The sequence below is a fragment of the Photobacterium alginatilyticum genome (genome assembly GCF_009910675.1).
GTDB classification, from domain to species: Bacteria; Pseudomonadota; Gammaproteobacteria; order Enterobacterales; family Vibrionaceae; genus Photobacterium; species Photobacterium alginatilyticum.
This window is the reverse complement of sequence record NZ_RSEJ01000008.1, coordinates 155,591-181,641: the sequence shown is the minus strand read 5'-3', so window position 1 is coordinate 181,641 and position 26,051 is coordinate 155,591. Positions and strand designations below refer to the sequence as shown.

20 protein-coding genes are annotated in these 26,051 nt (G+C 48.0%); 9 read left to right on the top strand and 11 right to left on the bottom strand.

The features are described from left to right. The first annotated feature begins 16 nt into the window (after nt 1-16). From dsdX to EIZ48_RS10000, 3 genes are all read left to right on the top strand, one after another. Nucleotides 17-1,354 carry a D-serine transporter DsdX gene (dsdX, locus tag EIZ48_RS10010; protein WP_160650585.1) on the top strand — a complete coding sequence of 446 codons (1,338 nt, stop codon included), beginning with the start codon at nt 17-19 and terminating at the stop codon, nt 1,352-1,354. A 14-nt stretch (nt 1,355-1,368) separates the two neighbouring features. Then, nucleotides 1,369-2,700: a D-serine ammonia-lyase gene (gene dsdA / locus EIZ48_RS10005; RefSeq protein ID WP_160650582.1), complete on the top strand. Its 1,332-nt coding sequence runs from the start codon at nt 1,369-1,371 to the stop codon at nt 2,698-2,700. Between the two features lie 249 nt (nt 2,701-2,949). Next, nucleotides 2,950-3,438 (top strand): hypothetical protein, encoded by a 489-nt coding sequence (locus tag EIZ48_RS10000; RefSeq protein WP_075768240.1) that lies wholly within the window; start codon nt 2,950-2,952, stop codon nt 3,436-3,438. 82 nt (nt 3,439-3,520) lie between these two features. On the opposite strand, the gene EIZ48_RS09995 is transcribed toward EIZ48_RS10000, so the two are convergent. Continuing rightward, nucleotides 3,521-4,867, bottom strand: a complete 1,347-nt coding sequence (locus EIZ48_RS09995) for a radical SAM protein (RefSeq protein WP_160650580.1) — start codon at nt 4,865-4,867, stop codon at nt 3,521-3,523. Between the two features lie 241 nt (nt 4,868-5,108). Here EIZ48_RS09995 and EIZ48_RS09990 point away from each other — a divergent pair, with 241 nt between their 5' ends. The 3 genes from EIZ48_RS09990 (at nt 5,109) to EIZ48_RS09980 (ending at nt 9,461) form a co-directional block, all read left to right on the top strand. Next, nucleotides 5,109-7,289 carry a hypothetical protein gene (locus tag EIZ48_RS09990; RefSeq protein ID WP_160650578.1) on the top strand — a complete coding sequence of 727 codons (2,181 nt, stop codon included), beginning with the start codon at nt 5,109-5,111 and terminating at the stop codon, nt 7,287-7,289. A gap of 71 nt (nt 7,290-7,360) precedes the next feature. Next, entirely contained in the window at nt 7,361-8,449 is a 1,089-nt protein-coding gene (locus EIZ48_RS09985) for a hypothetical protein (protein WP_160650576.1), read from the top strand. Nucleotides 8,450-8,612: 163 nt separating this feature from the next. Continuing rightward, nucleotides 8,613-9,461 (top strand): hypothetical protein, encoded by an 849-nt coding sequence (locus EIZ48_RS09980; protein WP_192928520.1) that lies wholly within the window; start codon nt 8,613-8,615, stop codon nt 9,459-9,461. Nucleotides 9,462-9,489: 28 nt separating this feature from the next. Here EIZ48_RS09980 and EIZ48_RS09975 read toward each other — a convergent pair whose 3' ends face one another. After that, entirely contained in the window at nt 9,490-10,893 is a 1,404-nt protein-coding gene (locus tag EIZ48_RS09975) for a methyl-accepting chemotaxis protein (RefSeq protein WP_160650575.1), read from the bottom strand. Nucleotides 10,894-11,270: 377 nt separating this feature from the next. Here EIZ48_RS09975 and EIZ48_RS09970 point away from each other — a divergent pair, with 377 nt between their 5' ends. Further along, nucleotides 11,271-12,731 carry a methyl-accepting chemotaxis protein gene (locus EIZ48_RS09970; protein WP_160650574.1) on the top strand — a complete coding sequence of 487 codons (1,461 nt, stop codon included), beginning with the start codon at nt 11,271-11,273 and terminating at the stop codon, nt 12,729-12,731. A 274-nt stretch (nt 12,732-13,005) separates the two neighbouring features. After that, nucleotides 13,006-13,512 (top strand): glycine cleavage system transcriptional repressor, encoded by a 507-nt coding sequence (locus tag EIZ48_RS09965; protein ID WP_075768245.1) that lies wholly within the window; start codon nt 13,006-13,008, stop codon nt 13,510-13,512. 165 nt (nt 13,513-13,677) lie between these two features. Here EIZ48_RS09965 and lpxM read toward each other — a convergent pair whose 3' ends face one another. Continuing rightward, nucleotides 13,678-14,616: a lauroyl-Kdo(2)-lipid IV(A) myristoyltransferase gene (gene lpxM / locus EIZ48_RS09960; RefSeq protein WP_160650572.1), complete on the bottom strand. Its 939-nt coding sequence runs from the start codon at nt 14,614-14,616 to the stop codon at nt 13,678-13,680. A 315-nt stretch (nt 14,617-14,931) separates the two neighbouring features. Here lpxM and EIZ48_RS09955 point away from each other — a divergent pair, with 315 nt between their 5' ends. Further along, nucleotides 14,932-15,678 carry a glycerophosphoryl diester phosphodiesterase gene (locus EIZ48_RS09955; protein ID WP_160650570.1) on the top strand — a complete coding sequence of 249 codons (747 nt, stop codon included), beginning with the start codon at nt 14,932-14,934 and terminating at the stop codon, nt 15,676-15,678. Nucleotides 15,679-15,700: 22 nt separating this feature from the next. Here EIZ48_RS09955 and EIZ48_RS09950 read toward each other — a convergent pair whose 3' ends face one another. From EIZ48_RS09950 to EIZ48_RS09915, 8 genes are all read right to left on the bottom strand, one after another. Beyond that, nucleotides 15,701-16,117, bottom strand: coding sequence for a MarR family winged helix-turn-helix transcriptional regulator (locus tag EIZ48_RS09950; RefSeq protein ID WP_160650568.1), 417 nt, complete (start codon nt 16,115-16,117; stop codon nt 15,701-15,703). 13 nt (nt 16,118-16,130) lie between these two features. After that, nucleotides 16,131-17,075 (bottom strand): CDF family Co(II)/Ni(II) efflux transporter DmeF, encoded by a 945-nt coding sequence (dmeF, locus tag EIZ48_RS09945; protein ID WP_160650566.1) that lies wholly within the window; start codon nt 17,073-17,075, stop codon nt 16,131-16,133. A 241-nt stretch (nt 17,076-17,316) separates the two neighbouring features. Next, a complete protein-coding gene (locus EIZ48_RS09940) occupies nt 17,317-17,853 on the bottom strand; it encodes a cupredoxin family protein (protein WP_160650565.1) in 537 nt (178 codons plus the stop codon). A 40-nt stretch (nt 17,854-17,893) separates the two neighbouring features. Further along, nucleotides 17,894-21,022: an efflux RND transporter permease subunit gene (locus tag EIZ48_RS09935; protein WP_160650563.1), complete on the bottom strand. Its 3,129-nt coding sequence runs from the start codon at nt 21,020-21,022 to the stop codon at nt 17,894-17,896. After that, on the bottom strand, nt 21,019-22,644 hold the full coding sequence (locus EIZ48_RS09930; RefSeq protein ID WP_160650561.1) for an efflux RND transporter periplasmic adaptor subunit: 1,626 nt from the start codon (nt 22,642-22,644) through the stop codon (nt 21,019-21,021). The genes EIZ48_RS09935 and EIZ48_RS09930 overlap by 4 nt, the downstream gene beginning before the upstream one ends. Nucleotides 22,645-22,652: 8 nt before the next feature. Further along, the gene (locus tag EIZ48_RS09925; RefSeq protein ID WP_160650559.1) at nt 22,653-23,921 is read right to left on the bottom strand and encodes a TolC family protein; all 1,269 of its coding nucleotides are present in this window, start codon (nt 23,919-23,921) and stop codon (nt 22,653-22,655) included. 113 nt (nt 23,922-24,034) lie between these two features. Further along, nucleotides 24,035-24,454 carry a hypothetical protein gene (locus tag EIZ48_RS09920; protein ID WP_160650557.1) on the bottom strand — a complete coding sequence of 140 codons (420 nt, stop codon included), beginning with the start codon at nt 24,452-24,454 and terminating at the stop codon, nt 24,035-24,037. A gap of 164 nt (nt 24,455-24,618) precedes the next feature. Next, nucleotides 24,619-25,827 carry a hypothetical protein gene (locus EIZ48_RS09915; protein WP_160650556.1) on the bottom strand — a complete coding sequence of 403 codons (1,209 nt, stop codon included), beginning with the start codon at nt 25,825-25,827 and terminating at the stop codon, nt 24,619-24,621. Nucleotides 25,828-26,051 lie beyond the last annotated feature (224 nt).

Sequence of the window (26,051 nt, the reverse complement as noted above, 5' to 3'; positions counted from 1 at the left end):
GACACAAGGTCAAATTATGGAATCGCAACTTTGGGTTATAGCGACGCTTATAACCAGTATCGTAATGATCGTTTTCTCGATCGTTAAATTTAAACTCCACCCGTTTTTAGCACTGCTTTTTGCCAGCTTTTATGTTGGTACGTCAATGGGAATGGGGCCGATTGAAATGGTTACCGCCATTGAAAATGGTATTGGCGGAACGTTAGGTTTTCTGGCTACTGTTATTGGTCTTGGTACCATACTGGGAAAAATGATGGAGGTATCGGGAGCGGCTGAGCGAATAGGCTTAACGCTTCAAAAATGCCGCTGGTTATCACCTGAAGTCATTATGGTGCTTATTGGCCTGGTGTGCGGTATCACTCTTTTCGTCGAAGTGGGTGTCGTACTTCTGATCCCGCTGGCTTTCTCTATTGCCAAAAAAACCAATACCTCTTTGCTTAATCTTGCCATACCACTGTGTACTGCGTTGATGGCGGTGCATTGTATTGTTCCGCCTCATCCAGCCGCGCTATATGTTACCAATGAGCTGGGAGCGGACATCGGTTCGGTTATCTTTTATGGTTTGTTAATTGGTTTGACAGCATCACTTATCGGCGGGCCATTATTTTTAAAGCTGATGGGCTCAAGCTTGCCATTTAAGAAAGTCCCGGAAGAATTTTCCTCGCTGGAAGTCAGAAATGAAAGCGAGCTCCCATCACTCGGCGCTACCTTATTTACCGTGATGCTCCCTATTTTTCTCATGCTGATGAAGACAGCGGCGGAACTGAACATGGAGCACGGCACCACCCTTTACACCACGCTCGAGTTCCTGGGTAATCCGATAACCGCCATGTTTATTGCGGCTTTTGTTGCCTACTACATGCTGGGTATTAGGCAAAACATGGGCATGTCAGCACTGCTGGAGAAAACAGAAGGTGCCTTTTCCTCTATTGCCAATATTTTACTGATTATTGGTGCTGGTGGTGCATTTAACGGTGTACTGAAAGGGAGCGGATTGGCGGATGTACTGGCGCAGATCTTGTCAAATCTCGACATGCATCCGATTCTTCTCGCCTGGCTGGTGGCGATCATTCTTCATGCCGCTGTAGGCTCTGCGACGGTTGCCATGATGGGGGCGACAGCCATTGTTGCACCTATGCTTTCGATGTATCCGGATATTAGCCCTGAGATCATTACTCTGGCCATCGGCTCTGGTGCGATTGGCTGTACTATCGTAACAGATTCATTATTCTGGTTGGTTAAGCAGTACTGCGGGGCATCGATAACAGAAATCTTCAAATACTATACAACGGCGACATTCATCGCTTCTTTTGTCGCCCTGGGTGGCACTTTCCTACTGTCATACATCATTTAATTTAAGGTAGAAAAATGAACGCATTGAACATTGAAAAGCTGGTTAGTGAATTCCCTCTGGTGAAAAAGCTGATTGCGCTGGAAGAAGTCTGCTGGTTTAACCCAAACATCACCACCTTGGCAGAAGGGCTGCCGCATGTCGGGCTTGATACAACCAATATCAAAGATGCCAGTGAGCGTCTGGCAAGGTTTGCTCCTTACCTGATGAAAGCCTTCCCGGAAACGGCACCATCGAAGGGCATTATCGAATCGGAAGTGGTCGCGATCCCGGCGATGAAAAAAGTCCTCGAGCAGCAGTATGACACCCAAATCACCGGCCAGTTATTGTTAAAAAAAGACAGCCACCTGCCTATATCGGGATCGATTAAAGCGCGTGGCGGGATTTATGAAGTACTAACTCACGCTGAAAAGCTGGCTCTTGAGGCTGGCCTGCTGTCCGAATCTGATGATTACAGCAAGTTGTTCACCGATGAATTCAGAGACTTTTTCAAGCAGTACAGCATTGCCGTCGGCTCTACCGGTAATCTGGGTATGTCTATCGGCATTATGAGTGCAAAATTGGGCTTCTCGGTTTCGGTCCATATGTCAGCAGATGCGCGCGAGTGGAAAAAGAACAAGCTGCGCGCTCATGGTGTGACAGTGGTTGAGTACGAGGAAGATTATGGGGTTGCGGTAGAGCAGGGGCGTAAAGAGGCAGAAAATGATCCGTCTTGCTTCTTTATCGATGATGAAAACTCACAAACCCTGTTCCTGGGTTACTCTGTTGCCGGCGAGCGGGTAAAGAAGCAGTTTGATGATATGGGGATCACTGTTGATGAGCAGCACCCGCTGTTTGTCTATCTGCCGTGTGGTGTGGGTGGTGGCCCTGGCGGCGTGGCGTTCGGTCTGAAAATGGCCTTTGGTGATAATGTCCACTGTATCTTTGCCGAGCCAACCCATTCCCCTTGCATGCTGCTGGGTGTTCATACTGGTCTTCATGATCAAATTGCGGTGCAGGATATCGGTATCGATAACATTACGGCTGCTGATGGCCTAGCCGTTGGCCGTGCTTCTGGTTTTGTGGGTAGGGCGATGGAAAGGCTACTTGATGGCTACTACACCGTTACCGATGAAAGGATGTACCATCATTTGGGAGAGCTAAGCAAACATGAAGACATTCAGCTTGAGCCTTCTGCATTGGCTGGGTTGCTCGGTCCTGTCTGGGTCTCAGGTAATAAGGAATACCGCGAACGTGTTCAGCTTGATGATCACAAAATGAAAAATGCGACGCATCTGGTCTGGGCGACGGGAGGCGGTATGGTACCGGAAGAAGAGATGGCATCATATATTGCCAAATCAGGGAGTTAATTCTTTATTGCTAAGGCATAGTTTCGGCTATGCCTTTTTCTTGTCTGATCTGCCGCACAGCCAGTAAAAATGGAGTGTGTAGCCTGGTTGGCTCTCTCGAATCGGTGCTTTATTTTTGCACTTAATTGTCAAAATTTTGACCTCCGTCACTCTATTCGATCTAAATCTTGATAAAACGCATAGCCCTTAGCGACCAACGTGCATAATGTCTCGGGTGTCCCGTATTCGTTTAAGTAAAAGGTTACAAATATGTCTGATGTACCAGCGTCTGTTACAAAGGTTGCCGAAGTCGTTCAGCCGGTTGCCGAGTCTTCAGGTTCAATTTGGGGGTATGTAGCAGGTGGTGCTGTCTTACTCGTTTTGGCGGGCTTCTTTGGTTACAGAAAGCTTAATACGCCTGCATTCATCATTAAGCAGGTAAGAAAGAGAAACCTGAAAGAGATCCAGAAGCAGGGTATCGAGAGCTCAGAGTTTATTGTTGATTTGGACAAGCTACTTGATTCAGTACTTGAGTACGCTAACGAAAACAACAAGAAAGGCAGCGATGTTGTGAAGATCATTAGCCCGCTTAACGATGCTGATCGTATCAAGACGCCTCGCGACATGTATCAGGCAATGATTTATATCTGTAATTCAATCAATGACTCATCTCTGGCTCGTGAATTGAAGAATAAGTCCAAGCAGGTTAAGGGCAGTTCAGCTCTGATGACCGGCTTGTTGAAGCGCGCGGGAATCTAATACTCCAACTGTTTCAAAGAAGGCTGCGTTAACTGATAACGCAGCTTTTTTTTGCTTATGAATTCTAAACATATTGGCTGCATCAGTTAATTTTCCTGCTTCTTCCCCTGAGAAAACGTGACGGTAGCTGGTCCATGGGGATCACCTCGATAATTTGCTCCGTGCCGGACAGGCTTCCTGTTACCGGAGACCAATATTTTCCCTCGCTTGTTTGTATCGCCTGGTGGATGAACCCATCCCGCTTGGCATTATGCAGGCACATGGAAATGGGGCCGTCTCGTGTCATGGTATTGAATACGCAGCAGGCTACTCTTTCCTGATCAAGCTGGCTGGCATCCATAAAGTTATGGACGATAAATGAAAGGGTGGTGGCTTTTCCTCTGCTGGCAATTAATGTGTTTTTGAGTTGCCATAATCTTTTTGCCCCCCACGCTGTGAGCCTGAGGGCGATGGCTGGGTGTTTTAGCAACCAAAACCCGAAGCGATAGACTGACTGTATTGGTTGGTTGCGTTGCCAGTTGACCGTTTTGCTAGCGCGCAGCACTTGGCCAAAAAGCCGGTTGTCATCGTAAAAGTTATGGGCTTGATTATTAATGACCAAAGCCAGGGCATAGCGATTGCAGTTGGGGTGGCCTGCCTGCACGGCATCGAAGTTAAGAACTGTGCCGCCTCCTTGGTTGATACGCTCTACAGTGTTTTCCAGGGTGATATCATCTGAACGCGTTGTCAGTGTGCCTCTGCCGGTATCAGCCTGAAGCTGAAAAGAGACGGTGCGCAGCTGTGTGGCGTGGTCACAGAAGAAGCGGACAAGCTCAGGAAGCTCGTGATAATTGCTTTTGTGCAGCGTGGTATTGAACATCACACTTAGAGGCAGGCCTTTTACTTTGTCCAGATAGGCCTGGCGAATAACATTGAGTTCCAGCTCGGTGCTGTATCCCTTGCGTTGCTGGGTGGTATCGACATGGAAGGCGACATCAGTTAAACCAACCCGACATAGTTTTTCAAGCAGCGATCGGCTTGCCCGAATGCCGTTGGTCATCAAAGTCGCACGCATGCCCAGTTTGCGGATTATGGTAATGATGGCACATAACTCGTCGGGTTTTCTGAGTGTCGGCTCGCCTCCGGTTACCTGTATATCGGTATTCTTCCCGTAGTAGCGATACACTTGCTCAATTCGCCGCAGGACTTCATCGAGCGGCAGATCATGAATCGATTCTGAGTGCTCCGACAGATAACAGAGGGTGCAATCCAGATTACACCGCTGAGTGATTTCCACCGCTACACAGGCTATCGGCCAGCGACTTCCCATTTGCTGATTAATATGCCACAGGCCATACCTTTTCATTGTTTCTTGTGCGGCTTTCAATGGGTCGGCTAACCAGGAAATAGGCTTCTGCTGCTCAATCTGATCTTTGCTAAACAAGGGCATTTGGTATCCTTTAACTGGAAATAGGCTGCTTATTTTCCTTTTCCCATGAAACGCCTAGGGATATTTCTGTTATATGGACCTTGTTTTAATGTTTATCTTTCAGTTTAAGTTTTTTGCTTAACAATAGAGCTAATAATCTATTTTTTGTGGTCTCGCTCATTATATGAGCCTTGTTTTATTGCATATCGTCAGTTAATGAAATAATGTCTGCGCATTTGTTTTGGTGATGCTAGGTGTAATTATGAAAAGAAAAATATTAGCTATAACAATTGCTTCTGTACTAGGTCTTGTTGGCTGCGGTGGTGGAAGTGGTGGTGATGACAAGAAAGTAATCCCGCAACCGACGGGTACAGATTTTTCAGGAACCGTGAACAAAGGTATTATTAGCAACGGCAAGGTTGAAGTCTGCGATACTTTTGATGCCCAAGGCTGTAATGCTCAGGGTAATTACTATTATGAAACAACCACAAACTCGAGTGGTAAATACAGCATCTCAGATGCTCCGCTAGACAAACCAATACTGGTAGCGGTATCGAAAAAAAATACTTCAACAACGATGAAATGTGACGTAGCAACCTGTACCGATGCATCGGGTGCTCAAGTCAACTTTGGACAGACTTTTGTTGTTAAGGATGGATGGCAGCTCAAAACCATTCTTCCTGCGGCAAACTCGGCGACTTCTGTTGTCAATGTTACCTCTTTAACGGATATTGCGGCCAAGCAGGCACTGGAAGATGCAGGTTCTTCACCTGTAACGACACAAATTGCAAATCGTGCTAAAGACACTGTTGAAGACATTTTTGGTTTGGAAGGTTCTATTACTGAGCTTGGTTCGGTGGATCTGACGGATCCTGCTCAAACTCAAGGTGCTGCCCCGGAAGATATTAATGCCGCGTTGTATTCTGCTGCGGTAATGAGTAGTGCGATTGATACTGATAAGCTGCTTACTAACAAAGGGGATGTATACGAGGTTTCTACTTCTCTACTAGATGTAATTGCCGATGCTGAACAGTTAGTCGACAATGGTAGTGGTGAGCCATTAGTAAAAGTGTCTGAAGTTAGCAAGAAAGAGTTAGCAGATCATAAAGCAGAGCAGACAACGGGCGATAGTGGGTTTAAGGATATTGATGGTGATGGCGAGCTGGATCCTATTGAAGTGACTCCTCAGCCACCTGCGCAGGGTGTGGTACAGGCAGCTAAGTCATTTATTAATGATGTTCGTACAACGTATTTATCTGTTCAGGATAATGGCGATCTGAAGAAAGGCTTGACAGATTTTGGCAACGAGCTGGATGTTATTGCGCCATTGATTGAAGAAAAAGATGTTGAGTTGGCGCTAACAAATGTTCAAACGGCTGTCGAAGCTATCACTGATGCTTATGAAGCACAAAAAGCTGCACCTGAAAATACAACTTATAATTATCGCGGCTTCACGGTTGCAGTTGATGGTACGACCTATTCGGCGCAGCGCGATAATACAGCTGAAAATGTTGAATCAACCAAAGTAGTTGCCGTTATCAGCAAGGTGTCAATTTCAGAAGGTGACCAAACAACTGCTGAGATTGATCTGGGTATAACATCAATTGATTCTTCAGTTGATAATGTTCAATTAATAGCTACCAATAGCAGCGCTAAGGTTGTTGGTTTCTCTGGTGAAGCAACAGTTCTGTCGGTAGAGTCAGTAGCACTCAACTTACCAAATACGCAGTTGGCATTTGTAGATGCGAAAACCAAGAAGTCAGCAAACTTTACTGGTCATATCCATTTTGATGTAAAAGGTTTAGCTGCTGCAGAAGTTCAAAATAACTTAGAGGCTGATCAGCAGACTGAAGCAAAGTCAGGTTCGTTTATGCTGGCAAACATTCGGTTTGGTGGTGATTTAGCGACTGGCGGTGACTCTGTTGGAGTTTATGTAAATCTAGTCGCTGATAATAGCCTAGGATATATCTATGCGGAAGAGTCTAAAATTTTCAATGTCTGTTCTTCAGGTTCAGTTTTAGGCTGGAACTGCAATAATGTTGATACAACGAGAACCCCTGAAACTCAAGATAAGTTTGTTAAGACTTATTTGACTGCCCAGGTTAGCACTAATGTACAGAATGCACTAAATAATGCCATCGCAGCTTCTGTTAAGCTGGAAGTTAATCGCTCGCAGTATAATGTTGCGCAGGCAAAAGCGACCGTTGAATACAATGGTGTTGATACTATCATCGAAGCGCCTGTAGGTTTGTATGATAATGTCGTTAACTCCGCAATTATTGTACGTAATACAACAGGTGCGGTAGCAACGGTGAGCGAATACGAAGAAAATGTTGCTGGTGAAATAAGTATCAATGGTAAGAAGGTTGCGTCAATTGAAGAGATAAAAAATGGCCTAGTACTGGTTCGTTATCTCGATGGCTCCTTTGAGTCGTTGTTTTAATTAAGTTGCTCTAATTCTAGGGAGGCATCTAGCCTCCCTTTCTTATATTTAAAGTTTGATTTGTACTTATCATGTTAATGTCTGCGGCGGCTGCGTCACTAAGCCTAATTCCATTTTATTCTGCAAGTTCTCAAGGGCTAGATGTCTATACATCGATTAACGCGATAGCCTATGCTGAAAATAACTCTGCTTATCATCTGATTAAAGGAACAGAAACGACCTACAACCGGAGTGAGAGTGCCTTTACCTTTAATGAGTTCGTGATAGGGACAAGATATAAGAATATCTCTTTCTCGTTGATTTCCCGCTATGAGTGGTTTTTGGGGTTCACCAAAGACACGATGGAGCTTTACGGCACAACGGTAAATGGCACACTGATAGAGCCCGATAAGCGATATGACTTGGATCTTAAAACCAATCACATCAAAACCGATGGCTTCAGGATTGCTTATCACTATGATGGCTTTGAAGGTATCAATCTGTATGGCGCTGCATCATATCTAAAAGCCAGGGAGTTAATGGTCGGGGAGACAAGTGGCTGGGCTTCATTGACCGGAGATTGTGGTGACGGATTTGAGTGTTATTCTGGCAACTTAGATCTCTCATACACGTATACAGAAGATAAACTGTTTGATCGGCAAACCAATGCGCCCGAAAGCCTCTATGGTTATAGTTTTGACTTAGGATTGGATTGGCAGCTCACTGACAGTGTGTTTACTTCGCTTTATGTGCAGGATGTTTATAGTGAAGTACTGTGGGATCAATCACCATTTACTGATGCCCAAGCAACGACGGCAACGAGTGTCATCGAAGATGGGAAGATAAAAATCGAACCTGTGATCACAGGCTATGAGGGTAATAGGGATTTTAAGCAAAAGTTACCTGTGAAATACAATGCCTTGTTGGGTTATAGTCGCCAAGCGCACACCGGCTATATTCAGGGCTTCCAGTCGTACGATACCTTGTTAGTCAACTTGGGGTACCAGTACCGAGCAGGACAATCTCAGTACCTATTTAAATACTACCCCTTAGATCAGGCTTTTGGGGTTGCATATAAGAGTTCTATTTTTGACCTTGCCCTAACGAGTGACTCGTTCGATTATCAAAAGACATCAATTCTTGAAATCAGGTTGGGCTTCTCTATTCCATTGTATCGATAATAGTTTGGTAATCTGATTCGGAACATCAATGAGGACACGCTCTTAGAAACTCAGTCTTTGAAATAACAGGAGTGATGTTCTCATTTTCGACCTTGCGTAGATTTGCGTAATTATCGGGGGTGGCCTAGTTTTGGTTGCATAATACGATGATGTGAGTTGTATCATGTATGCCAATAAAATCAGATGGCTGCTGCTTGTTATTGCTTTTCTCCTTGGTTATACGACCTCTGCTTATGCCGTGAACTGGCGCATGACGCTTGGCGGGCATGATTTTATTGTTGAGCAGGCTGACTCACACACTTTCGGAGTCGGAATCGGTGTATTGGCCTCCCATGCAACGAGCTCCAACATCCTGCTGAGCGGGCGTATTAATACCTACTTTGATATCGATAATGACGAACTGGACCCTGATCATATCCCTATTTGGTTCCAGTCGGACTTCCTTGTCAGCGGGAAGCTGGCCAACTTATCGGAGCAGCTTGCTATGGATTGGTTTGTCGGCCTTTATGACAGGCGGAATACGGTCAGCTCTATCGAGAAGCAGCATAAGCTGATGCCAGGTATTGATGTGGGCTTGAATGCTAAAGCCTACGAGATTGGTGTCAAAGCCTCGGCAGGATATTATTTCCTCGAGATTGATGATGATGTACCGAGGACTCGTGGTTATGAGCGGGGTGGATTACGCAATGAAACATCCGCTGGTTCATTGCAGCTGTATGCCGGTGTGGGTCTAGGCTCAAGTGTGGACTTGCACGTTTTTGCCCAACAATGGCATGACGGTGATGACTGGCTGGAAAATAAACTTGTCGTGACCTTTGCCTATGATGCTAATCATTGGCTGAAAGGGGGCTGGTTTGGAGATGGTCAGCTGGTGCTTGATATTGAGCATACTGAATACAACCTGGCCCCCTATGATAACAGGCTGGCAGATGACCCTGACTATTTGCCTATTTTACCCTGGGATAACGATACTTTTGTCCGCGTGTTCATTGATTTTCCATTGAGCTGGTGAAGGTGGGTTCATTGTTCTGACGCATAAGCTACACCTTCAAATCTTTCATTAAGCTTTCTAGTACATCGGCCTGTTGGTAGAGGCGGTGTATCTCTTCGGTAGACTGAGTCACCATGTCAGCAACCTGTCGAGATTGTTTTCTAACTTGCTCTACATCCGAGGCAATGCTGTCAGCAACAGCCCCTTGTTCTTCAGCGGCTGCAGCGATTTCTATACTTCGACCAGAAATAGACTGATTTTTGGCTGAGATCTGGTCAATATCCTGATTAACCGAGCTCATCATTTTTTCACTGGATTCAGCATTGCTTACCGTATGCTGCATTACCTTCATCAAACGTTGGCTGTTGCTTTGCAGTGCTTCAATCATTTGCTGAATTTCGACTGTAGCATTCTGGGTGCGGCTGGCCAGAGTGCGAACTTCATCTGCAACCACTGCAAAACCTCGGCCTTGTTCACCGGCTCGGGCTGCTTCAATGGCGGCGTTAAGAGCCAGTAAGTTAGTTTGTTCTGAGATAGCACTAATCGTGGTCACTACATCATCGATTTGGGCTGCGTTACTGTCTAACTCCATAACGGCCTTTGAAGCTGAATTGATCTCGGTGCCTAGCTGATTAATGGCAGTGAGAGTGGTTATGACTTGTGTTTGGCCTTGGGTTGTTAGCTGAGCTGCTTCGCTAGTTTGACTGGATGTGTCATGGGCGTGACTGGCTACTTCGCGAACTGAGCTAGCCATTTGTTCTGTGGCGCTGGCTAGAGAATCGATGCGCTCTTGCTGTTGTAAGGTTAAGGCTTCGTTGTCATTACTGCGCTGGCGAAGCTCTGAGCTGATTTGTTGGATCAACGCAATGGCTTCCTGAGTTGCAATAACCAGTTTGTGTTCACGCTCAGACACGCGGTCGACTGTTCTGGCAATAAGGTTAAAGTCATTTCGTGCCGGAGCATGGTTAATTCGGTAAGAAAGATCACCGTCAGCCAGACGTGTTACCGCATCATAGATATTGTAAAGGGCACCGCCCATAAAGGTCATGATGTAATAGAGGCACATAACGATAAAAAGGCATGCAGCAACAATAATAGCTGAGTGGCCAATTGTGAGGGCAGAAAGTAGATTGGGTTGTTCGGTGATCGTTAGCTGATAGCCAGAATTTGCCACTTGAGCGGTATGCTTGCCGCTAGAGCCAACCTGAATGTTGCTGTCTGCCAGGACACGAATTACGTCACTTTGCTCTAAATTGGTCTGAGAGATAAGGGTCGCGACGGTTTCCAATTCTTGTCTTAATATCTGGTTTTGTTGCTTTTCTGCCGCATCAATCAGAGTTGTGCTGACAATAATAATAGCAATTAGCGGGGCAAAAAAGAGGATTAAAAAATTCTCTCTGATTGTCACATTGATTAGGTGTTTATCTATCCAGCGGAATGCAATTTCTTTCATCATTATGTCCTGGTGGCAGCGAGGAACGCAGCTTGTAAAACTGGTCGCTATTATGAGTGAAACAGAATTCCAATAATGTTGAAGGAGATGATCTGGGTCACGTTGGGGGAGAATGAATGACTAGAATCATCGTTGCTGAAGATTGTTCTTTTGCTGTAAGCGGGGGTTAGGGTTAGGTGACTCCATCCAGAAGGCCTACAGTGCAGATAGGCAGTTCACTAGATATGCCGACAAAGCATGTTCAATGGTAATATTGTGATCGCGATCTATATTCCTTGAAAATATTGTTAGGCTCGTCAATAAATTACCTGTTGTATATCACAACAAATTTCTTCAACTGTTACCATAACGTTTTAGGCTTATTACATGGTATCACGATGAGAGAAGTTGAATTCAGGACCGTTGATCGTCTGTTTATCAAAATGTCTATCAATGACAAGTTTTGGGTATTGTTTTTGGCAATAGCCGCAGTTGTTGTTGGTGTATCAGGCAGTCAGTATTATTCTGCATTATCTCGTATCGAAGCAGCCTCTGTTCAGCGCGTTGAGGCGCAGGTCGAAGCGTCGGTCAATACGTTGCAGGTAGCAGGGCTTACTCGTCAAGAACAAGAACAGGCGCTATTGAAGCAAAATATTAAGCTGGTTTCTTCTTCAGCCGGAACCTCACGTGACAACGATGTGATTACTGCATCTGCACCTGTGCAGGGCGGCGGTTACGCCGTATTGACCCAACCTGCCGGCGCTGCTGAAACCGAAGCCAAAGGGCAGGCGTTCTCCCACTTTCTTTATTCTCTATTGACGCTGGCACCGATTGCACTGATTTGTTATTGGCTGGCCACTTTCCTCGGCGGCGCATTGTGGGTTATGCACCAGGCAACACGCCGGATTGCTGAAGGTGATTTGACTTCTCGTTTGGGCTTCCATGTTGGCCGGGATGAGTTCGGTATCATTGGTTTCGAGCTTGACCGTACGATGGATACCCTCAGTGAGCTGGTTGAAACCGTAAAAGGTAGCTCGGCTACTTTGCACAATACGGCCGCGACATTTGGCCAGGAAGCGCAGAACTCTGAGCAACAGATCAACCAGCAGTATGCATCGGTCGACTCTGTCGCAACCGCGATGGAAGAGATGACAGCATCCGCTAAAGATATCGCTAATATCGCCGTGCAAACAACGGATCAATTTGATGCTGATACCGCGAAGCTGCAGCAGAGCAATGAAAAAGTGCAGAATGCTATTGTGGTTGTGACCAAGCTCTCTGAGCAGACCGATGCAGCATCGGCGACTGTCAGCAGCCTGAATGAAAAGGCGACGGAGATCAACGAGGTGATCACGACGATCAATGCTATTTCTGAGCAGACAAATTTGCTGGCACTGAATGCGGCGATTGAAGCGGCAAGGGCCGGTGAGCAAGGCCGCGGGTTTGCTGTTGTAGCTGACGAAGTACGTACGCTGGCAGGACGCACCCAGCAGGCAACGGTCGAGATCCAGTCGATGATCGACAAGCTTCAGGCTGAAACCAACGGTATTTCGCAGATTACCTCAGAGACTCTGGAGCAAGCCTACCAGAGCCGCGAGATGATCACTGAAATTGGTGCGGATGTGAATTACATTGCCGAGTCATCCAAGACGGTCATGGACATGAGTGCCCAGATTGCAACAGCTGCCGAGCAGCAGACGGCGGTAGCCAATGATATCGCCTCTGAGCTGCATGACATTCGTAACCAATCGAGTGTGATCCGCTCTGCGACCGAACAGTCTGTTGCCAGCGTGCAGGAGCTGTCTGATGCGTCTCAGTCGTTGGGCCGAATTCTGGAAAAATATCGCACAGCCAATTAAGCCTACTGTTTCAGAAATTGCATAATAAAAATGCCAGCCGATTTAAACCGGCTGGCATTTTTGTTTGTATCGATAAATACCCCCTAGAATGAATAGCTTTTTTAAATCAGTGATATACCAAATTGTTACATAAATTGTAGGTGAATATGCATGGTTAGTATGAACTGAGTCACTGCAGGAGTGCGGGTTGCTTGCTAGTCTGAATAGGTGACCTGCAATTTTTCGTCTGGTTACAACGCGTTAATACATGATGTATTTACAGAGGGGACGGCTTATGAATATTCAGTTGACAATAACCATTGCGGGTCAGGATCACCCTCAATTAATTAATCAACTTGCGGCTAAAACCCATGAGCTGGGAGGAAAGTGGTTGGTGAGTAAAATCAACCGCTTGGATAACCAGATAGTTGGTCTTATCAAGGTCGACATTCCTGCAGAAACGGCAGCAATGCTTAAAGAGGCATTTAATCGCCTGACTGATCTGAATGTACGTATTATTGAAGCGCCTCAGGCTGCGCCAAAGGGTAGTGTTGAGTCGTTGAAACTAAAAGTAGAGTCTAGTGATCGGCCGGGGATCGTCAATGACATTACCAATATCCTGGATGATATAGGGATCGAGATCGTCAAAATTGAAAACTATCGGATCGGTGTCGCGGATCTTGGTCAGGCCCTGTTCATTGCCGAGTTGATGGTAGAGGTACCAAGCGAGGTCAATGTCGACCAGTTGCTTGAGGCCGTTCAGCAAGTTGAAGAAGATATGCGGGTAAGTGTGGTTGAGTGAGGAGCCCTATAGCGCCTGTTCCATATCCAAACCTAAACTATGCTTAGTTCTATACACTGTCTAGCTCTAAAATAGCTTGATAAAAAAGGCTCACCGACGGTGAGCCTTTTGTTGGTGTTTGCTTTTTTGCCGTGGGAATGTAAATAGACTACTTATTTACACAAACTAGTAGCGCTGGCTGCCGTCCGGCAGGTGGCGCATAATGCTCATTACCCACATGTACTGTTCTGGCTGTTTTCTGATCATCTCTTCCAGTACTTTGTTCATGTAGCAGGCATCCTCGTATTCATTTCCGGACGGGAAATCAGTGAGTGGGGCCTGGATATTGATCTCATAGCGGCCGGTTTCCATGTTAAAGGACGGAAATACAGGCAGAACCGCGGCATTGGCCAGTTTAGCCAGCTTGCCGACACCCTTGACTGTGGCCTTTTCGTTACCAAAGAACGGGGCAAAGACACTTTGCTGCGCACCGTGATCTTCATCCGGCAGGTAATAAGCCAGATATCCTTCCTTGATAGATTTCAGGTAGGGTTTGATGCCCTGGCTGCGGGTGTAGATGCGGCCGCCGAACTGCATACGCTGCAGGTTCATCAGCCAGTCGGCGATTGGGTTTTTCTGCGGACGGATCATCGCGACCATCGGCATTTCTTTGGCAGCAAAATAGAGCGCGGTGAAATCAATGGCCCAGTTGTGCGGTACCAGCATAATAATATTTTTATTCTGCTGTCGAAGCTCGTGAAGGTAGTGCTCACCGTTCACATCATGGCTGTTGATAACGAATTTACGGCCTTTGATAAATGGTTGGGCAAATCCCAGCAAGACTGTCCCGGCAGTCGCGTATGAGCGCTCAAGCAGCGCCAGTTGCTGTTGCTCGGTCATTTCAGGGAAACACAGCTGGATATTGATAAGTGCCCGTCGCTTGGCGCTGTTGTTCTTAGAGACAAAGTACTTGGCAAGACGGGTTGCCATAGTGGCTCGTAAACGGTGCGGAAGCAGAGACAGCAAAAGAGCAAAAGGTAGCCCCAGCCAGGTTAGCCAGTGCCTGGGATGGAGAAATGAAGAATTAAAAACAGGGTTGTACTCGCTGTACATTTTGTTGCTCATGCTGATAAATCCAAAGGTGCCTTGTTGATTTTTGGGTCTTGAACGGGGAGCAATTTGTCAAGATTGAGTTCGGAATTGTAAGTCTTATCGTGCCGGAATCAAGTATTACGCTTGGCAATCGCTGTTTCTTTGCGAAATGGAGCCGCTCGAGCGGCATAGTGCTTTTAAATATATAGCCTGAGATAAGGTAGCTTGGGTATACATTCGCCCCTGTCACAATGTTGCAGCTTTGATGTCAGTCAGCTAGTGTCTCGGGATATTGATGACGGTATAGTCTTTATGTAAATCTTATCTATAACCTATACGGACTCGTAAATGAAAACTCTCTTTGCGCATCGTGGTATGTCTTCTCTGGCCCCTGAAAACACCCTTGCTGCTTTTGCGTTGTGCCGACAGCATGGAATTCAATGGATTGAATGCGATGTTGATATCCTGGCTGACGGGACTGTTGTTGTCTCCCACGACGATACGCTGGATCGCTGTACCGACCAAAGCGGTAACCTGGCTGAACTTACCAAGGCGGATTTGGGCGATATTGATGCCGGAAGCTGGTTTCATGATGATTTCATTGGCGAGCCGCTCCCGACCTTTGAACAGCTGATAACCCTGGTTAACCAGCATGAGTTGAATATCAATGTTGAGATCAAGTCATGTTCGGCTGGCTGGGCGATGACCGATAAGCTGATTGCTAATGTGATCACAGCGTTGGTGCAGTTGGATACCGGACGTGAGTTGATAGTTTCCAGCTTTAATCATCTTGCTTTGGCAGAGTTTAAGCGCCGTCGACCGCAGACTTCGGTTGCCTGTTTGTTTGAAGCCGCAAGTCTTGGTGATGACTGGGAGTCTGTGATGCAGGCGTGCGGGGCGGATTATATTCATCCGGAAGATCAGAGCCTGACTCAGGCGATGGTAGCCCGGTTTAAGTCTTCAGGTTACAAGATTAATGTGTATACCGTGAACGATTTGGCCCGTGCCAACCAGCTATTTAACTGGGGCGTCGATGGGGTATTTACTGATATCGCCCACCGTTTTCCGTCAAAGTATAAGCTGCGCGGGAAATGAGACTTTCCGCGCAGGTTAGGACTTAAAACTCCTGGTTTATCTTGATCAGATATTTCAATAGGTTGCTTCGCTCATCTTCATCAAGACCAGCCGTGATATCTTGTGTTAACGCGAGGTGCAGGTCGTCATGTTCGTGATACATGGCCGCTCCTTTCTCCGTTAGCTCCACAAGAATAGAGCGCCGATCCGATTCATGCGGTCGGCGTTGGAGCAGTTCACTTTTGACCATTTTATCGACTTGAACAGTTAGGGTGCCGGTGGTGACACCGATCTTGTCCGCCAGCTCTTTCATGCGCATGGCGCCATGGACCCCGAGAATTTCCACGATGTGAACCTGAGGCAGGGTAAAGCCCTTGTCGCGAACGACAGACTGCTCCCAGGACGAGAGTTTTTCGTAGAATTCAATAATTGTATGGTTTAACTGTTCAATCTCTTTCATTAAATATCCGTGGTCAGTGCAAGTCCTGACACCTGTTTACTTCAATGGTCAGGTGGTTGAGTTTATCGAAATTTGCCAGCAATTGCTTGTAATCCTGTGCCGGTTTCGGTGTGTGGGTAACCAATGAGATCATCGCGGCATAATGATTGGCGCTGACTTTCCAGATATGAATATCACTGACTTTGTTATCAGCATCAGCTTCCAGAGTGTCGATAATTTGCTGCTGGTATGTCTCATCGATATTACTGTCGAGCAAGATAGGACTGGTCTGCTTCATTAGACCCCATGCCCAGCGGGTAATGATCACAGCACCAACAACTCCCATGATGGCATCAAGCCAGTGCAGGCCGTAATACTTGCCAAATAGCAGAGCGACAATGGCCAGTACCGAGGTGAGTGCATCGGCAAGTACGTGGAAGTAGGCGGCTTTGAGGTTGTGATCGTGATGATGGTGGTCATGACTGTGGTTATGGTCGTGACTATGACCGTGATCATGATGATGGTGATCATCTTTGAGCAGAAACGCACTGGCGATATTGACACTAAGGCCAATAACGGCCACCAATATAGCCTCGTTGAACTGAATGGTTTCAGGTGAGAACAACCGCTGGACAGATTCAACCATCATCAGCAATGCAACCAACCCCAGGGCAATAGCACTGGTAAAACCGCCCAGTACACTGACTTTCCCGGTTCCGAACGAAAAGTCCCGGTTATCTGAATGTTTGCGTGCATAGCGGTAGGCAAAGATGGTGATCATAAAAGCGGCAGCATGTGTACCCATATGCCAGCCGTCGGCGAGTAGTGCCATTGAACCATACAAGCTGCCAGCTGTAATTTCAGCCACCATAGTAAAAATGGTCAGCCACAAAACCCATACGGTGCGTTTCTCTCCTTTGGGGTTAATAGATACAAAGTTATGCGAATGTTGCCATTGGCTCAGAGTTTGGGAATGCACAATGCTGCCTCGTGTGAGATTGTTTGATGTTGTTATAGTTTGGTTTTCAAACTATATTTTCATCATATAGTTTGAAGATCAAGATAAATTTCGCAATGTATCTTTAATGGCGGGTACACCGAGAGATTATTCGGAGCTTAAATAAGCAAGCATTCGGCTATGATGTGAACAAGGGAGCAATGGTTGCTGCTCCCTTTTTTCAGTTTTTCTTTTTAGATAGCAGGACTTGTATATCCGGCTTTTAGCGTAGGATCGTATTCATTTTCATACCAGCTTCGGCATGGCCAGGAATATTGCAGGAAAACTCAACAAAGTTCTGCCCCATGAAATGCCAGCCAAGCTCAGCGGTTTCACCGGCCTGCAAGGTGACTGTCGTGCCGTCCGAATGCTGCATATCAGGCATGGAGCGCATCATTGCCCGGTGTTTGTCTTGCTCGTCAATGCTACCAATTGAGAACTCATGAGGAATTTGGCCGGTATTAGTGACCACGAAGCGCACGATATCGCCTTGTTTAATATTGAGTGCTGGCGAGAACTGCATTTTCATATCATCGCTAAGGCTTACCTTGACTGTTTGTGTTGCTTGCTCGGTTGGTGCGGGCATACCAACAGCGGAGGCCATCTTACCATGGTGCTCCATGTTGCCGTGGTTCATGTTGCTGTGGTCCATAGTGTTATGGTCCATCTGACTGTGATCCATTCCTTCATGCTGGCCGGCGGCAAAGGTTGTCGCAGCGGCAAACAGTAACCCTATTGGTAGTAGTTGATAGTTCTTCATTTATCATTCCTTTCAATTATTCTTCTTCACAAAAGTACGTTTATTGTTTTAGCTGGTGGCTGGCTTCTTTCCAGAGCTTGAACACCGCGGGCAGAACAACCAAGGTCAGCAGCAGGGCAGACGCCATACCGCCAATCATCGGGGCGGCAATGCGCTGCATGACTTCAGAACCGGTACCCGAGCCGTACATAATCGGGATCAGACCGATGATCACTGTTGCTACCGTCATCATGACTGGGCGAACACGCAGCCCGGCGCCTTCCTTGATCGCTTCAGTGAGATCGGCTTTGGTCAGGGGGGTCTGCTGATGCTTGCGCTCAAGCTGTCTGAATGTCCACGCCTGGTTGAGGTACACCAGCATGATCACTCCGATCTCTACCGCAACCCCGGCCAAGGCAATGAAACCGACACCGACGGCAATCGAGAAGTTATAGCCGAGTATTTCCATTAGCCAGAGGCCGCCAACCATAGCAAGGGGCAGGGTGCCCATGATCATCAGTACTTCTCCGGCGCGTCGGAAGCTCATGTAGAGCAGCATCATGATGATGGCGATAGTGGCAGGCACAACGACGCTCAATCTGGCCTTTGCGCGCTCCATATATTCATACTGACCGGACCAAGTGAGCGAATAGCCTGCTGGCAAGCTCAACTCCCGGGCGACCTTTTGCTGGGCATCCTGGACATAGGAGCCGAGATCCCGGCCGTCAATATCGATGAATACCCAGCCGTTAGGACGGGCATTTTCGGTTTTGATCATCGGCGGGCCGTCCTCAAAACGGACATCAGCAACATCGGCCAGCGCAATACGTGCCCCGTTCGGTGTGACCAGCGGCAGGTTTTGCAGTTTGACCAGCGAGTCGCGGTAGCTTTGCGGGTAGCGAACATTAATCGGATAGCGCTCCAGGCTTTCAACCGACTCACCGACGTTCATTCCCCCGATGGCGGTGCTGATCACCTGCTGGATATCCTTGATACTCAAGCCGTAGCGAGCTGCTTCACGGCGTTTAATATCCATGGTGATATAACGTCCGCCGGCAACTCGTTCGGCGTAGACAGAGGCTGTACCTTCCACACCTTCCAATATCGTTTCGAGCTGGGTACCGATGGCTTCTATCTGCTTGAGCTCAGGGCCGGCAATCTTGACGCCGATAGGTGTTTTTATCCCTGTTGCCAGCATATCGATGCGGGTTTTGATCGGCATTACCCAGGCGTTGGTCAGGCCCGGGAACTGGATGAGCTGGTCCAGCTCCCGGCGAAGGCTGTCGTTTGTCACTCCTACTCGCCACTCATCCTTCGGTTTAAACTGAATGATGGTTTCGATCATGGTCAGCGGGGCGGGATCGGTAGCAGTATTGGCCCGGCCAATTTTTCCCCAGACCGTTTTGACCTCCGGAATGGTTTTGATCAGCTTGTCGGTTTGTTGCAACAGCTCACGGGCTTTACCGATGGAAATGCCCGGATAGGTTGTCGGCATATACATCAGATCACCTTCGTCCAGCGGCGGAATGAACTCACTGCCCATTTTTTGTATCGGGTAATAGGCAGAGGCCATTAATGCGATAGCCATGACGATAATGGTTTTCGGGAATCGCATACTGAGGTTAAGTAACGGACGATACAGGCCGATAACAGCCCGGTTTACCGGGTTTTTATGTTCAGGTAGTACCTTGCCGCGGATAAAGTAGCCCATCAGCACAGGAACCAGGGTGATGGCCAGTCCCGCCGACGCTGCCATGGCATACGTTTTGGTGAAGGCCAACGGCGAGAACATTTTGCCTTCCTGGCCTTCGAGGGCAAAGACAGGCACAAAACTCAAGGTGATAATGATCAGCGAGAAAAACAACGGGGTGCCGACTTCTTCTGCTGCTTTTCCGATCACTTGCCAGCGGTTTTTATCCGTCAGTGGGGTACGTTCGAGATGCTTGTGGACGTTTTCGATCATCACAATAGCACCGTCGACCATGGCACCGATGGCGATGGCAATGCCTCCGAGCGACATGATATTGGCGTTGATGCCCTGCCAGTGCATCACGATAAAGGCACTAAGAATACCTATCGGCAGGCTGATCATGACCACCAGTGACGAGCGGAAGTGGAATAGGAAGAGGGCACAGACCAGTGCAACCACGATAAATTCTTCCAGCAGCTTCTCGTACAGGTTATCTACGGCACGGTCAATCAGGCTCGAGCGATCATAGGTCGGCACTATTTCTACGCCTTCTGGCAGGCTACGCTGGAGCTCCGCCAGTTTGGCTTTGACGTTCTCAATGACTTCCCTGGCGTTTTCGCCAAATCGCATCACGATCACGCCGCCAACCGCTTCTCCCTTGCCGTTAAGCTCTGAGATCCCGCGGCGCATTTGCGGACCAAGGTTAATATCGGCGATATCACCCAGTAGCAGCGGTGTCCCTTTGGCGGTGACTTTGAGCGGCAGATTTTTCAGGTCTTTGATATCGGAGACATAGCCTGTTGCCCGAACCATATGCTCGGCCTCGGCCACTTCGACAACTGATGCGCCGGCTTCCTGGTTTCCAGCCTGAATCGCCATGTTAATTTGCTGCAAGGTCAGGTCATAGGCGCGCAGTTTGGCAGGGTCAATTTGTACCTGATACTGCTTGACCATACCGCCGACGGTGGCGATCTCCGAGACCCCATCAACGGTTTGTAGTTCGTACTTCAGGAACCAGTCCTGCAGGCTGGTTAGCTCACTGAGATCGTGCTGTCCTGTTGTGTCGGTGAGAACATAGCTGAAGATCCAGCCCACCCCGGTTGCATCCGGCCCCAGGGTTGGCTTGGCGCTCGGTGGCAGATTTGGTGCCACCTGACTGAGATATTCCAGTACCCGCGAGCGCGCCCAGTACATGTCTGTCTCATCATTGAAAATGATGTAGACATAGGAGTCTCCGAAGAAAGAATAGCCCCGGACCGTTTCAGCGCCCGGTACCGCCAGCATGGCCGTTGTCAGGGGATAGGTCACCTGATCTTCGACGACCTGGGGAGCCTGTCCCGGATAGCTGGTCTTGATAATAACCTGGACATCAGACAAGTCCGGAATGGCGTCAATTGGGGTTTTTTTGACGCTATACAGACCAGCGGCAACCAGAAAGACTGTGGCTATGAGGACCAGAAAGCGGTTTGCAATCGACCAGCGGATTATCGCTCCAATCATTGTGCACCTGCCTTAGTGCCTAGTTCCAGTTTGCTATGATCCATTTCGCCGTGGTTCATCTGGCTGTGGTCCATGGTGCTATGATCTGCGTTGTCTCCATTCATTGTGCCGTGATCCATTTGGCTGTGATCCATAGTGCTATGATCAACGTTATTGTTGGACTGGGCAGGAATAACCCGGCTGACGACAAATTGACCATCACTGCTTTTCTCAAGGATGAAGTCGACCGACTGGCCATTTTTTAATTGGCCCAGGTTGCTGCTATCGCCGACAGTGAAGTCCATTGTCATCGCAGGCCAGCTCCATTGCTCGATAGGAGCATGTTCGATGGTTAGCATCTTGTGGCTAGCCATGACGTTGCGGATCACACCAGTAGCGTTGACGGTTCTCTGGCTGGTTTCTGCTGGCTCTGTGCCTGCAATCCGGCTGAGATCGGCACTCTGGCTCGATTCGGAATCCAGCATAAAGTGCGCCGAGGTCACAACGCTGTCCTGAGCTGTCAGTCCTTCAAGCACTTCGACCATACCGCCAGCGACACGGCCGGTTTCTATCCGGGCAGAGCGGTATTTACCCTCTCCGAGAGCCAGTACTACACGGGTCATATTGCCTGTGCGGATCACGGCCTGATCCGGTACTGCAACAACAGTGTCGTTGCTACGAGGTACCATGGTCAGGCTCGCAAACATATTGGGCTTGAGCTCGCCAGCTGGGTTGGGGAACTTGAGTCGAACCCGCAGGGTACGGGTTTTTGGATCCAGGATGGGATAGACATAGTCTACCTCTCCCTGCCACTGTTTGCCCGGCAGGGCATCAATGCGCATGTCGGCATAGGTACCGGACTGGATCCAGTGAGCCTGGCGCTCGAAGATTTCCGCATCGACCCAGACATTATCGAGTGAGCCGCCGCTGATTACGGTCTGCTGGGGGGATAGATAGGCACCATTACGGACGTTTAATGTGGCTATTACTCCATCTGCCGGGGCTTTGATGGCAATGTTTCTTTTGGCTTTTCCACGGCGTAATACGTCATTGATCTGGCTGTTATCGACACCGAGCGAAGCGAGGCGCTCTTTGGCTCCTTTTACCAGAATGGCTTTGCCAATCCGTTTGGCATTGAGCAGCTCTTCCTGGGCGCGGACCAGATCCGGGGAGTAGACCTCAAACAGGACATCGCCTTTTTTTACTTTCTCGCCAATCGCATCCACATTAAGCTTTTGGATCCAGCCGCTGATCCGGCTGTTGATCTGCCATAACTGGCTTTCGTCGAAGGAGACATAACCTACCGTATCAATTTCCGGTTCAAGGTTTTGTACGCTAACTTTTGTCGTTTTGACCCCAAGGCTGTTTTCTACGGCCGGAGAGATGGACACTGTGCCGGCCTGCTCCTTGCCTCCTGCTTGATCTTCTTCATACACAGGGATCAAATCCATCCCCATCGGTGATTTTCCGGGTTTGTCCCGCTTGTAGTTAGGATCCATAGGCGCCACCCAATACAAGGGCTCGTTGCTGCCGTTATTGGTACTAGCTTGCTCTCCAACCAACTGCGTTTCGGTGGCGATGTAATAGCCCAGGGCGCTGCCGACTGCGAGTGCCAGTACGGCAATTGTGAGTGATTTCTTCATTCTTGTTCCTAAAATTTATTTAGTATGTAGGCAAGGTTGCTATTGGCCAGTTGTAGGTCGGCATTGAGCCGCGCCTGTTCCAGTTCAATCGTCAGCTCATCACTGGCAGCCCGGATATACTCATCGAGCTGATTGGTGTTGTTCTGGTAGCCTCGTTCGATGGCACGGGTTTTCTCTTTGGCCTGACGCAACAGCGAGCCTTGGTAGCGGGCTAAACGCTGCTCGATATTGTTGCGGTCTATAAGTAATGCCGCGACTTTGGCGTTCATTTGCTGCAGCATTAAATCGCGCTGTGATTTGGCCGCACCAAGCTGGTGCTGGGCGGAAGACAGTTTTTTATCTTGTCGCTTGTCGGTAAAGAGCGGTAAGTCCAGGGTCAGAAAGGCACTGACCAGATCGGAAGCTGGCTGGCCGTTCATGCCATTTGCCTGTCGGTATCCGTACATGACTTCTACCCCGAACTGTGGCAGGTAAGCCTCGTTGGCAATATCGACGCCGGTTTTGGCGCTCTCGATTAATTGATCAACCATGCGTACTGATGGGTGGACAGCCAGTACCTGATAGTTATCTGATGGCGCCGTTGCGAGGTAGGTATTTAAGCTAGCCCATTGTGGATAGCTGTCGGCGGTTACTGTTGATGCCTGCTGACCTAGCCATTCAGAAAGCTGGGCGCGAAGGCGCTGCTGCATTTGTTCGTTGGCCTGGAGCTTTTCATCCATACGGCTGATTTGTAGTTGTGCCTGGATAATGTCCTGAGCCTGGTTGGCACCGACCCCATAGTTGGTCCCGAGAAAGTGCTCCAGCTCGGTAAACAGGGAGCGGTTCTGGCGCAGAAGCTGATGGGCCTGCTGAAGATAGGCCAGCTCTATCCATTGGGTTGTGATGGCATTTTTAATATCCAGCTCACGCACACCCATTTTCTCGCGCAGACCTTCAGCCTGCTGCGTACTTTGCTGTTGCTTTAGTGCCAGGGTGTCTCCGCGGCCAAACTGCTGCATGAGTCCGACAGATACATTGGTCATCGGGTCGTCGTCGAAGCCAAAGGTGTCAACGGGTAACCCGCCGACACCGACTTTGAGTTTGGGATCCATCCACTGGCCGGAGGCGATCCCCATATCAGTCATTGCATCGGCCTGATACTGGAGTTGCTGTTTGCCGGGATCGTGTGTGATAGCCCAGTCAATGAGGTTATTTAGCTCCGGGTTTGCAATTAAAGAGGGGGCCCATGACGCCAATAGCGCCACGCCCAATACTTGGGGCAGTATGCGTTTGTGCATAAATACATCCACTAATAAGAAGTCTTATTTGATTTTCGAGCTGATCGGCTGCCATTGGTGATATAACACCTAATATGGGGCTGAAAGCTGCGAGTTAGATTTGCGGTAGGTATTTATACGATGGGTGGACGGAGCAGGGTTTCTGTCCGCGAGACTGGGTAGGCGGATGTCAGTTGTGGAATAAGGTGACTGCTAGTTAAGCCGGAAAAAGTCTCACCGCCTATTGGCAGGTAACTGCTGTAAGGCTGGCAATGGCTCATATCGCAGTCAGAGCATGATGAAGCAGTGGAATCAGGGGTAGAACAACACTCGGGCTGCGATTCTGAAAGCGAGTGGAGTGTCTGATGACAGTCACTACCGACATTATGAGCACTGGTTTTAGTTGGCTGCAGGTGAGATATCAGAGATACTGAAGTTGATGCCTCCATGTTCATATGATGAGCAGACATACCCAATACCGGCTTGGTGATCAGGCTGATCATCAATACCAGAACTAAGGCTAGCAAATTGTATGTGCTAATACGGTATGTCATTAAAATCATAATAACTTTATTGAAGTCTCGTTGAAAACTTTAAACCCTTCCCTAGGGGGAAGGTCAAGGTTCATTGTTGTTTGGGTATTAATTATAGACATAAAGAAAAACGCCCCGTCGTGAGAAGGGGCGTTTTTAATTAGAAAGGCTAAGACGATGTAGGCTTAGCTTGCTTCATTGGTTGTGGTAGTGGTTTCCGTAGTGTCGGCTTCAGTGGTAACCGTTGCACTTTTCACTGGTGTTGCATTTTCAGCTGTTGCCTGCTTGGTTGCAAGAAGCTGGGCTGATAGCTTGGCTACTTCTTTTTCAAGCTGAGCGGTACGGGCTTTCTCATCGATTAGCTCGCTGCGGACTTTCTGCTGGGCAAGCATTGTTTTCTGCTCGTCACGCAGGTTATCTCTGATGTACTGGACAAGGTTTTTACCTTGTTTGCTGATCGCCTGGTCACGCATGTCTTCAGCACCAAGCGCAAGGGTGATTTCAAGCAAAATTTTCTCGTAGCTCAATACATGGCGCTCGTAGTCTTTCTCCGGCATTGCTTTTAGTTTCTTCACTACGGTGGCAATTTGCTGAGCATGGTTAAGTGAGAACATAGCTTCATCGGCTTTGTCGATGATTTTCGCTGTCGAGCGCGGCTCTGCGGCAATGAAAGCTTCGGCAGCTGTTACCGCGGCGGCGGCACGGGCCAGTGTTTCAGGTGCATGCATGCCTACTTTTGCGGTTTTCAGGCGTTTCAGCTCTTTTTGCGCATCAGACAAGTAGATGCGAGTGACTGTTTTGACTTCCAGCGCGCGCTGCTTTCGTACTAGCTCTGGCTGAGCATTGATGGCCTTGTCGGTATCTTCGTTGGCCATATAGTCAACAAGCTTTTTCAGATTCTGCTCAAGCTGTTTGGCTGTTTTGGGATAGTATTTCGCAGCATTGATGGTTGCCAGCTGCTCTCGGTAACCAAAGGCATCTTCTAATACAATCAACACTTCGCCACGAATGGATTCAGCCTTGTTGATGTGCGCGTTGAACTTGGCGATGCCCTCTTCAGTAGCCTGAAGGTTGGTTTTTGAGCTAAAGAAGCCGCTACTGCTGTTTGCTTCGGATGGGTCAAGCTCAAATTCGGCATAATATTCCTTGGCCTCGGCCAGCGCTATTTTCGCATCTCGGACTTGAATTGAAGCAAACCAATCCAGATCCGCCTGATAAGAAGACTCAAGTGTTTTTTCCGCCAAATCAATTGACTGCTTAACTGCATCAATTTGTATTGCCGTTTGAGACTGGTTGGTGTCCAAAGGGAGGCTAGCCGTTGAATCTGAGTCGGATGCACAGCCTGACAGTGCAATTGCTGCGGCAAGTGCTGCCACTTTAAATTCCCTCTTCATGAGATACTCCTTGGCGGTGAATTTAAAAACAAAAAGTAGGTAGAGTTTTAATAATAATATAAGCAGCCAGTATTCTAGATATATTTATGCGTAAATTAAATCGCATACCTCTAATATATGGTTATATTTTTATTAAAATCAAAATTGGTTATTTAATTGACGGATTTACAATTAAAGTGTCATTTTCATGACGGTCTGGTGTGGCGAGAGTAAGCAGCCTGAGG

Bases quoted from the DNA above. Each gene is read 5' to 3' on its own strand.
- EIZ48_RS09925 (WP_160650559.1), bottom strand. From the start codon at position 23,921: ATGCACAAACGCATACTGCCCCAAGTATTGGGCGTGGCGCTATTGGCG.
- EIZ48_RS09965 (WP_075768245.1), top strand. From the start codon at position 13,006: ATGAATATTCAGTTGACAATAACCATTGCGGGTCAGGATCACCCTCAA.
- lpxM (WP_160650572.1), bottom strand. From the start codon at position 14,616: ATGAGCAACAAAATGTACAGCGAGTACAACCCTGTTTTTAATTCTTCA.
- EIZ48_RS10000 (WP_075768240.1), top strand. From the start codon at position 2,950: ATGTCTGATGTACCAGCGTCTGTTACAAAGGTTGCCGAAGTCGTTCAG.
- EIZ48_RS09935 (WP_160650563.1), bottom strand. From the start codon at position 21,022: ATGATTGGAGCGATAATCCGCTGGTCGATTGCAAACCGCTTTCTGGTC.
- EIZ48_RS09930 (WP_160650561.1), bottom strand. From the start codon at position 22,644: ATGAAGAAATCACTCACAATTGCCGTACTGGCACTCGCAGTCGGCAGC.
- dsdA (WP_160650582.1), top strand. From the start codon at position 1,369: ATGAACGCATTGAACATTGAAAAGCTGGTTAGTGAATTCCCTCTGGTG.
- EIZ48_RS09980 (WP_192928520.1), top strand. From the start codon at position 8,613: ATGTATGCCAATAAAATCAGATGGCTGCTGCTTGTTATTGCTTTTCTC.
- EIZ48_RS09975 (WP_160650575.1), bottom strand. From the start codon at position 10,893: ATGAAAGAAATTGCATTCCGCTGGATAGATAAACACCTAATCAATGTG.
- EIZ48_RS09915 (WP_160650556.1), bottom strand. From the start codon at position 25,827: ATGAAGAGGGAATTTAAAGTGGCAGCACTTGCCGCAGCAATTGCACTG.
- EIZ48_RS09955 (WP_160650570.1), top strand. From the start codon at position 14,932: ATGAAAACTCTCTTTGCGCATCGTGGTATGTCTTCTCTGGCCCCTGAA.
- EIZ48_RS09995 (WP_160650580.1), bottom strand. From the start codon at position 4,867: ATGCCCTTGTTTAGCAAAGATCAGATTGAGCAGCAGAAGCCTATTTCC.
- EIZ48_RS09950 (WP_160650568.1), bottom strand. From the start codon at position 16,117: ATGAAAGAGATTGAACAGTTAAACCATACAATTATTGAATTCTACGAA.
- EIZ48_RS09940 (WP_160650565.1), bottom strand. From the start codon at position 17,853: ATGAAGAACTATCAACTACTACCAATAGGGTTACTGTTTGCCGCTGCG.
- EIZ48_RS09985 (WP_160650576.1), top strand. From the start codon at position 7,361: ATGTTAATGTCTGCGGCGGCTGCGTCACTAAGCCTAATTCCATTTTAT.
- EIZ48_RS09920 (WP_160650557.1), bottom strand. From the start codon at position 24,454: ATGACATACCGTATTAGCACATACAATTTGCTAGCCTTAGTTCTGGTA.
- EIZ48_RS09970 (WP_160650574.1), top strand. From the start codon at position 11,271: ATGAGAGAAGTTGAATTCAGGACCGTTGATCGTCTGTTTATCAAAATG.
- EIZ48_RS09990 (WP_160650578.1), top strand. From the start codon at position 5,109: ATGAAAAGAAAAATATTAGCTATAACAATTGCTTCTGTACTAGGTCTT.
- dsdX (WP_160650585.1), top strand. From the start codon at position 17: ATGGAATCGCAACTTTGGGTTATAGCGACGCTTATAACCAGTATCGTA.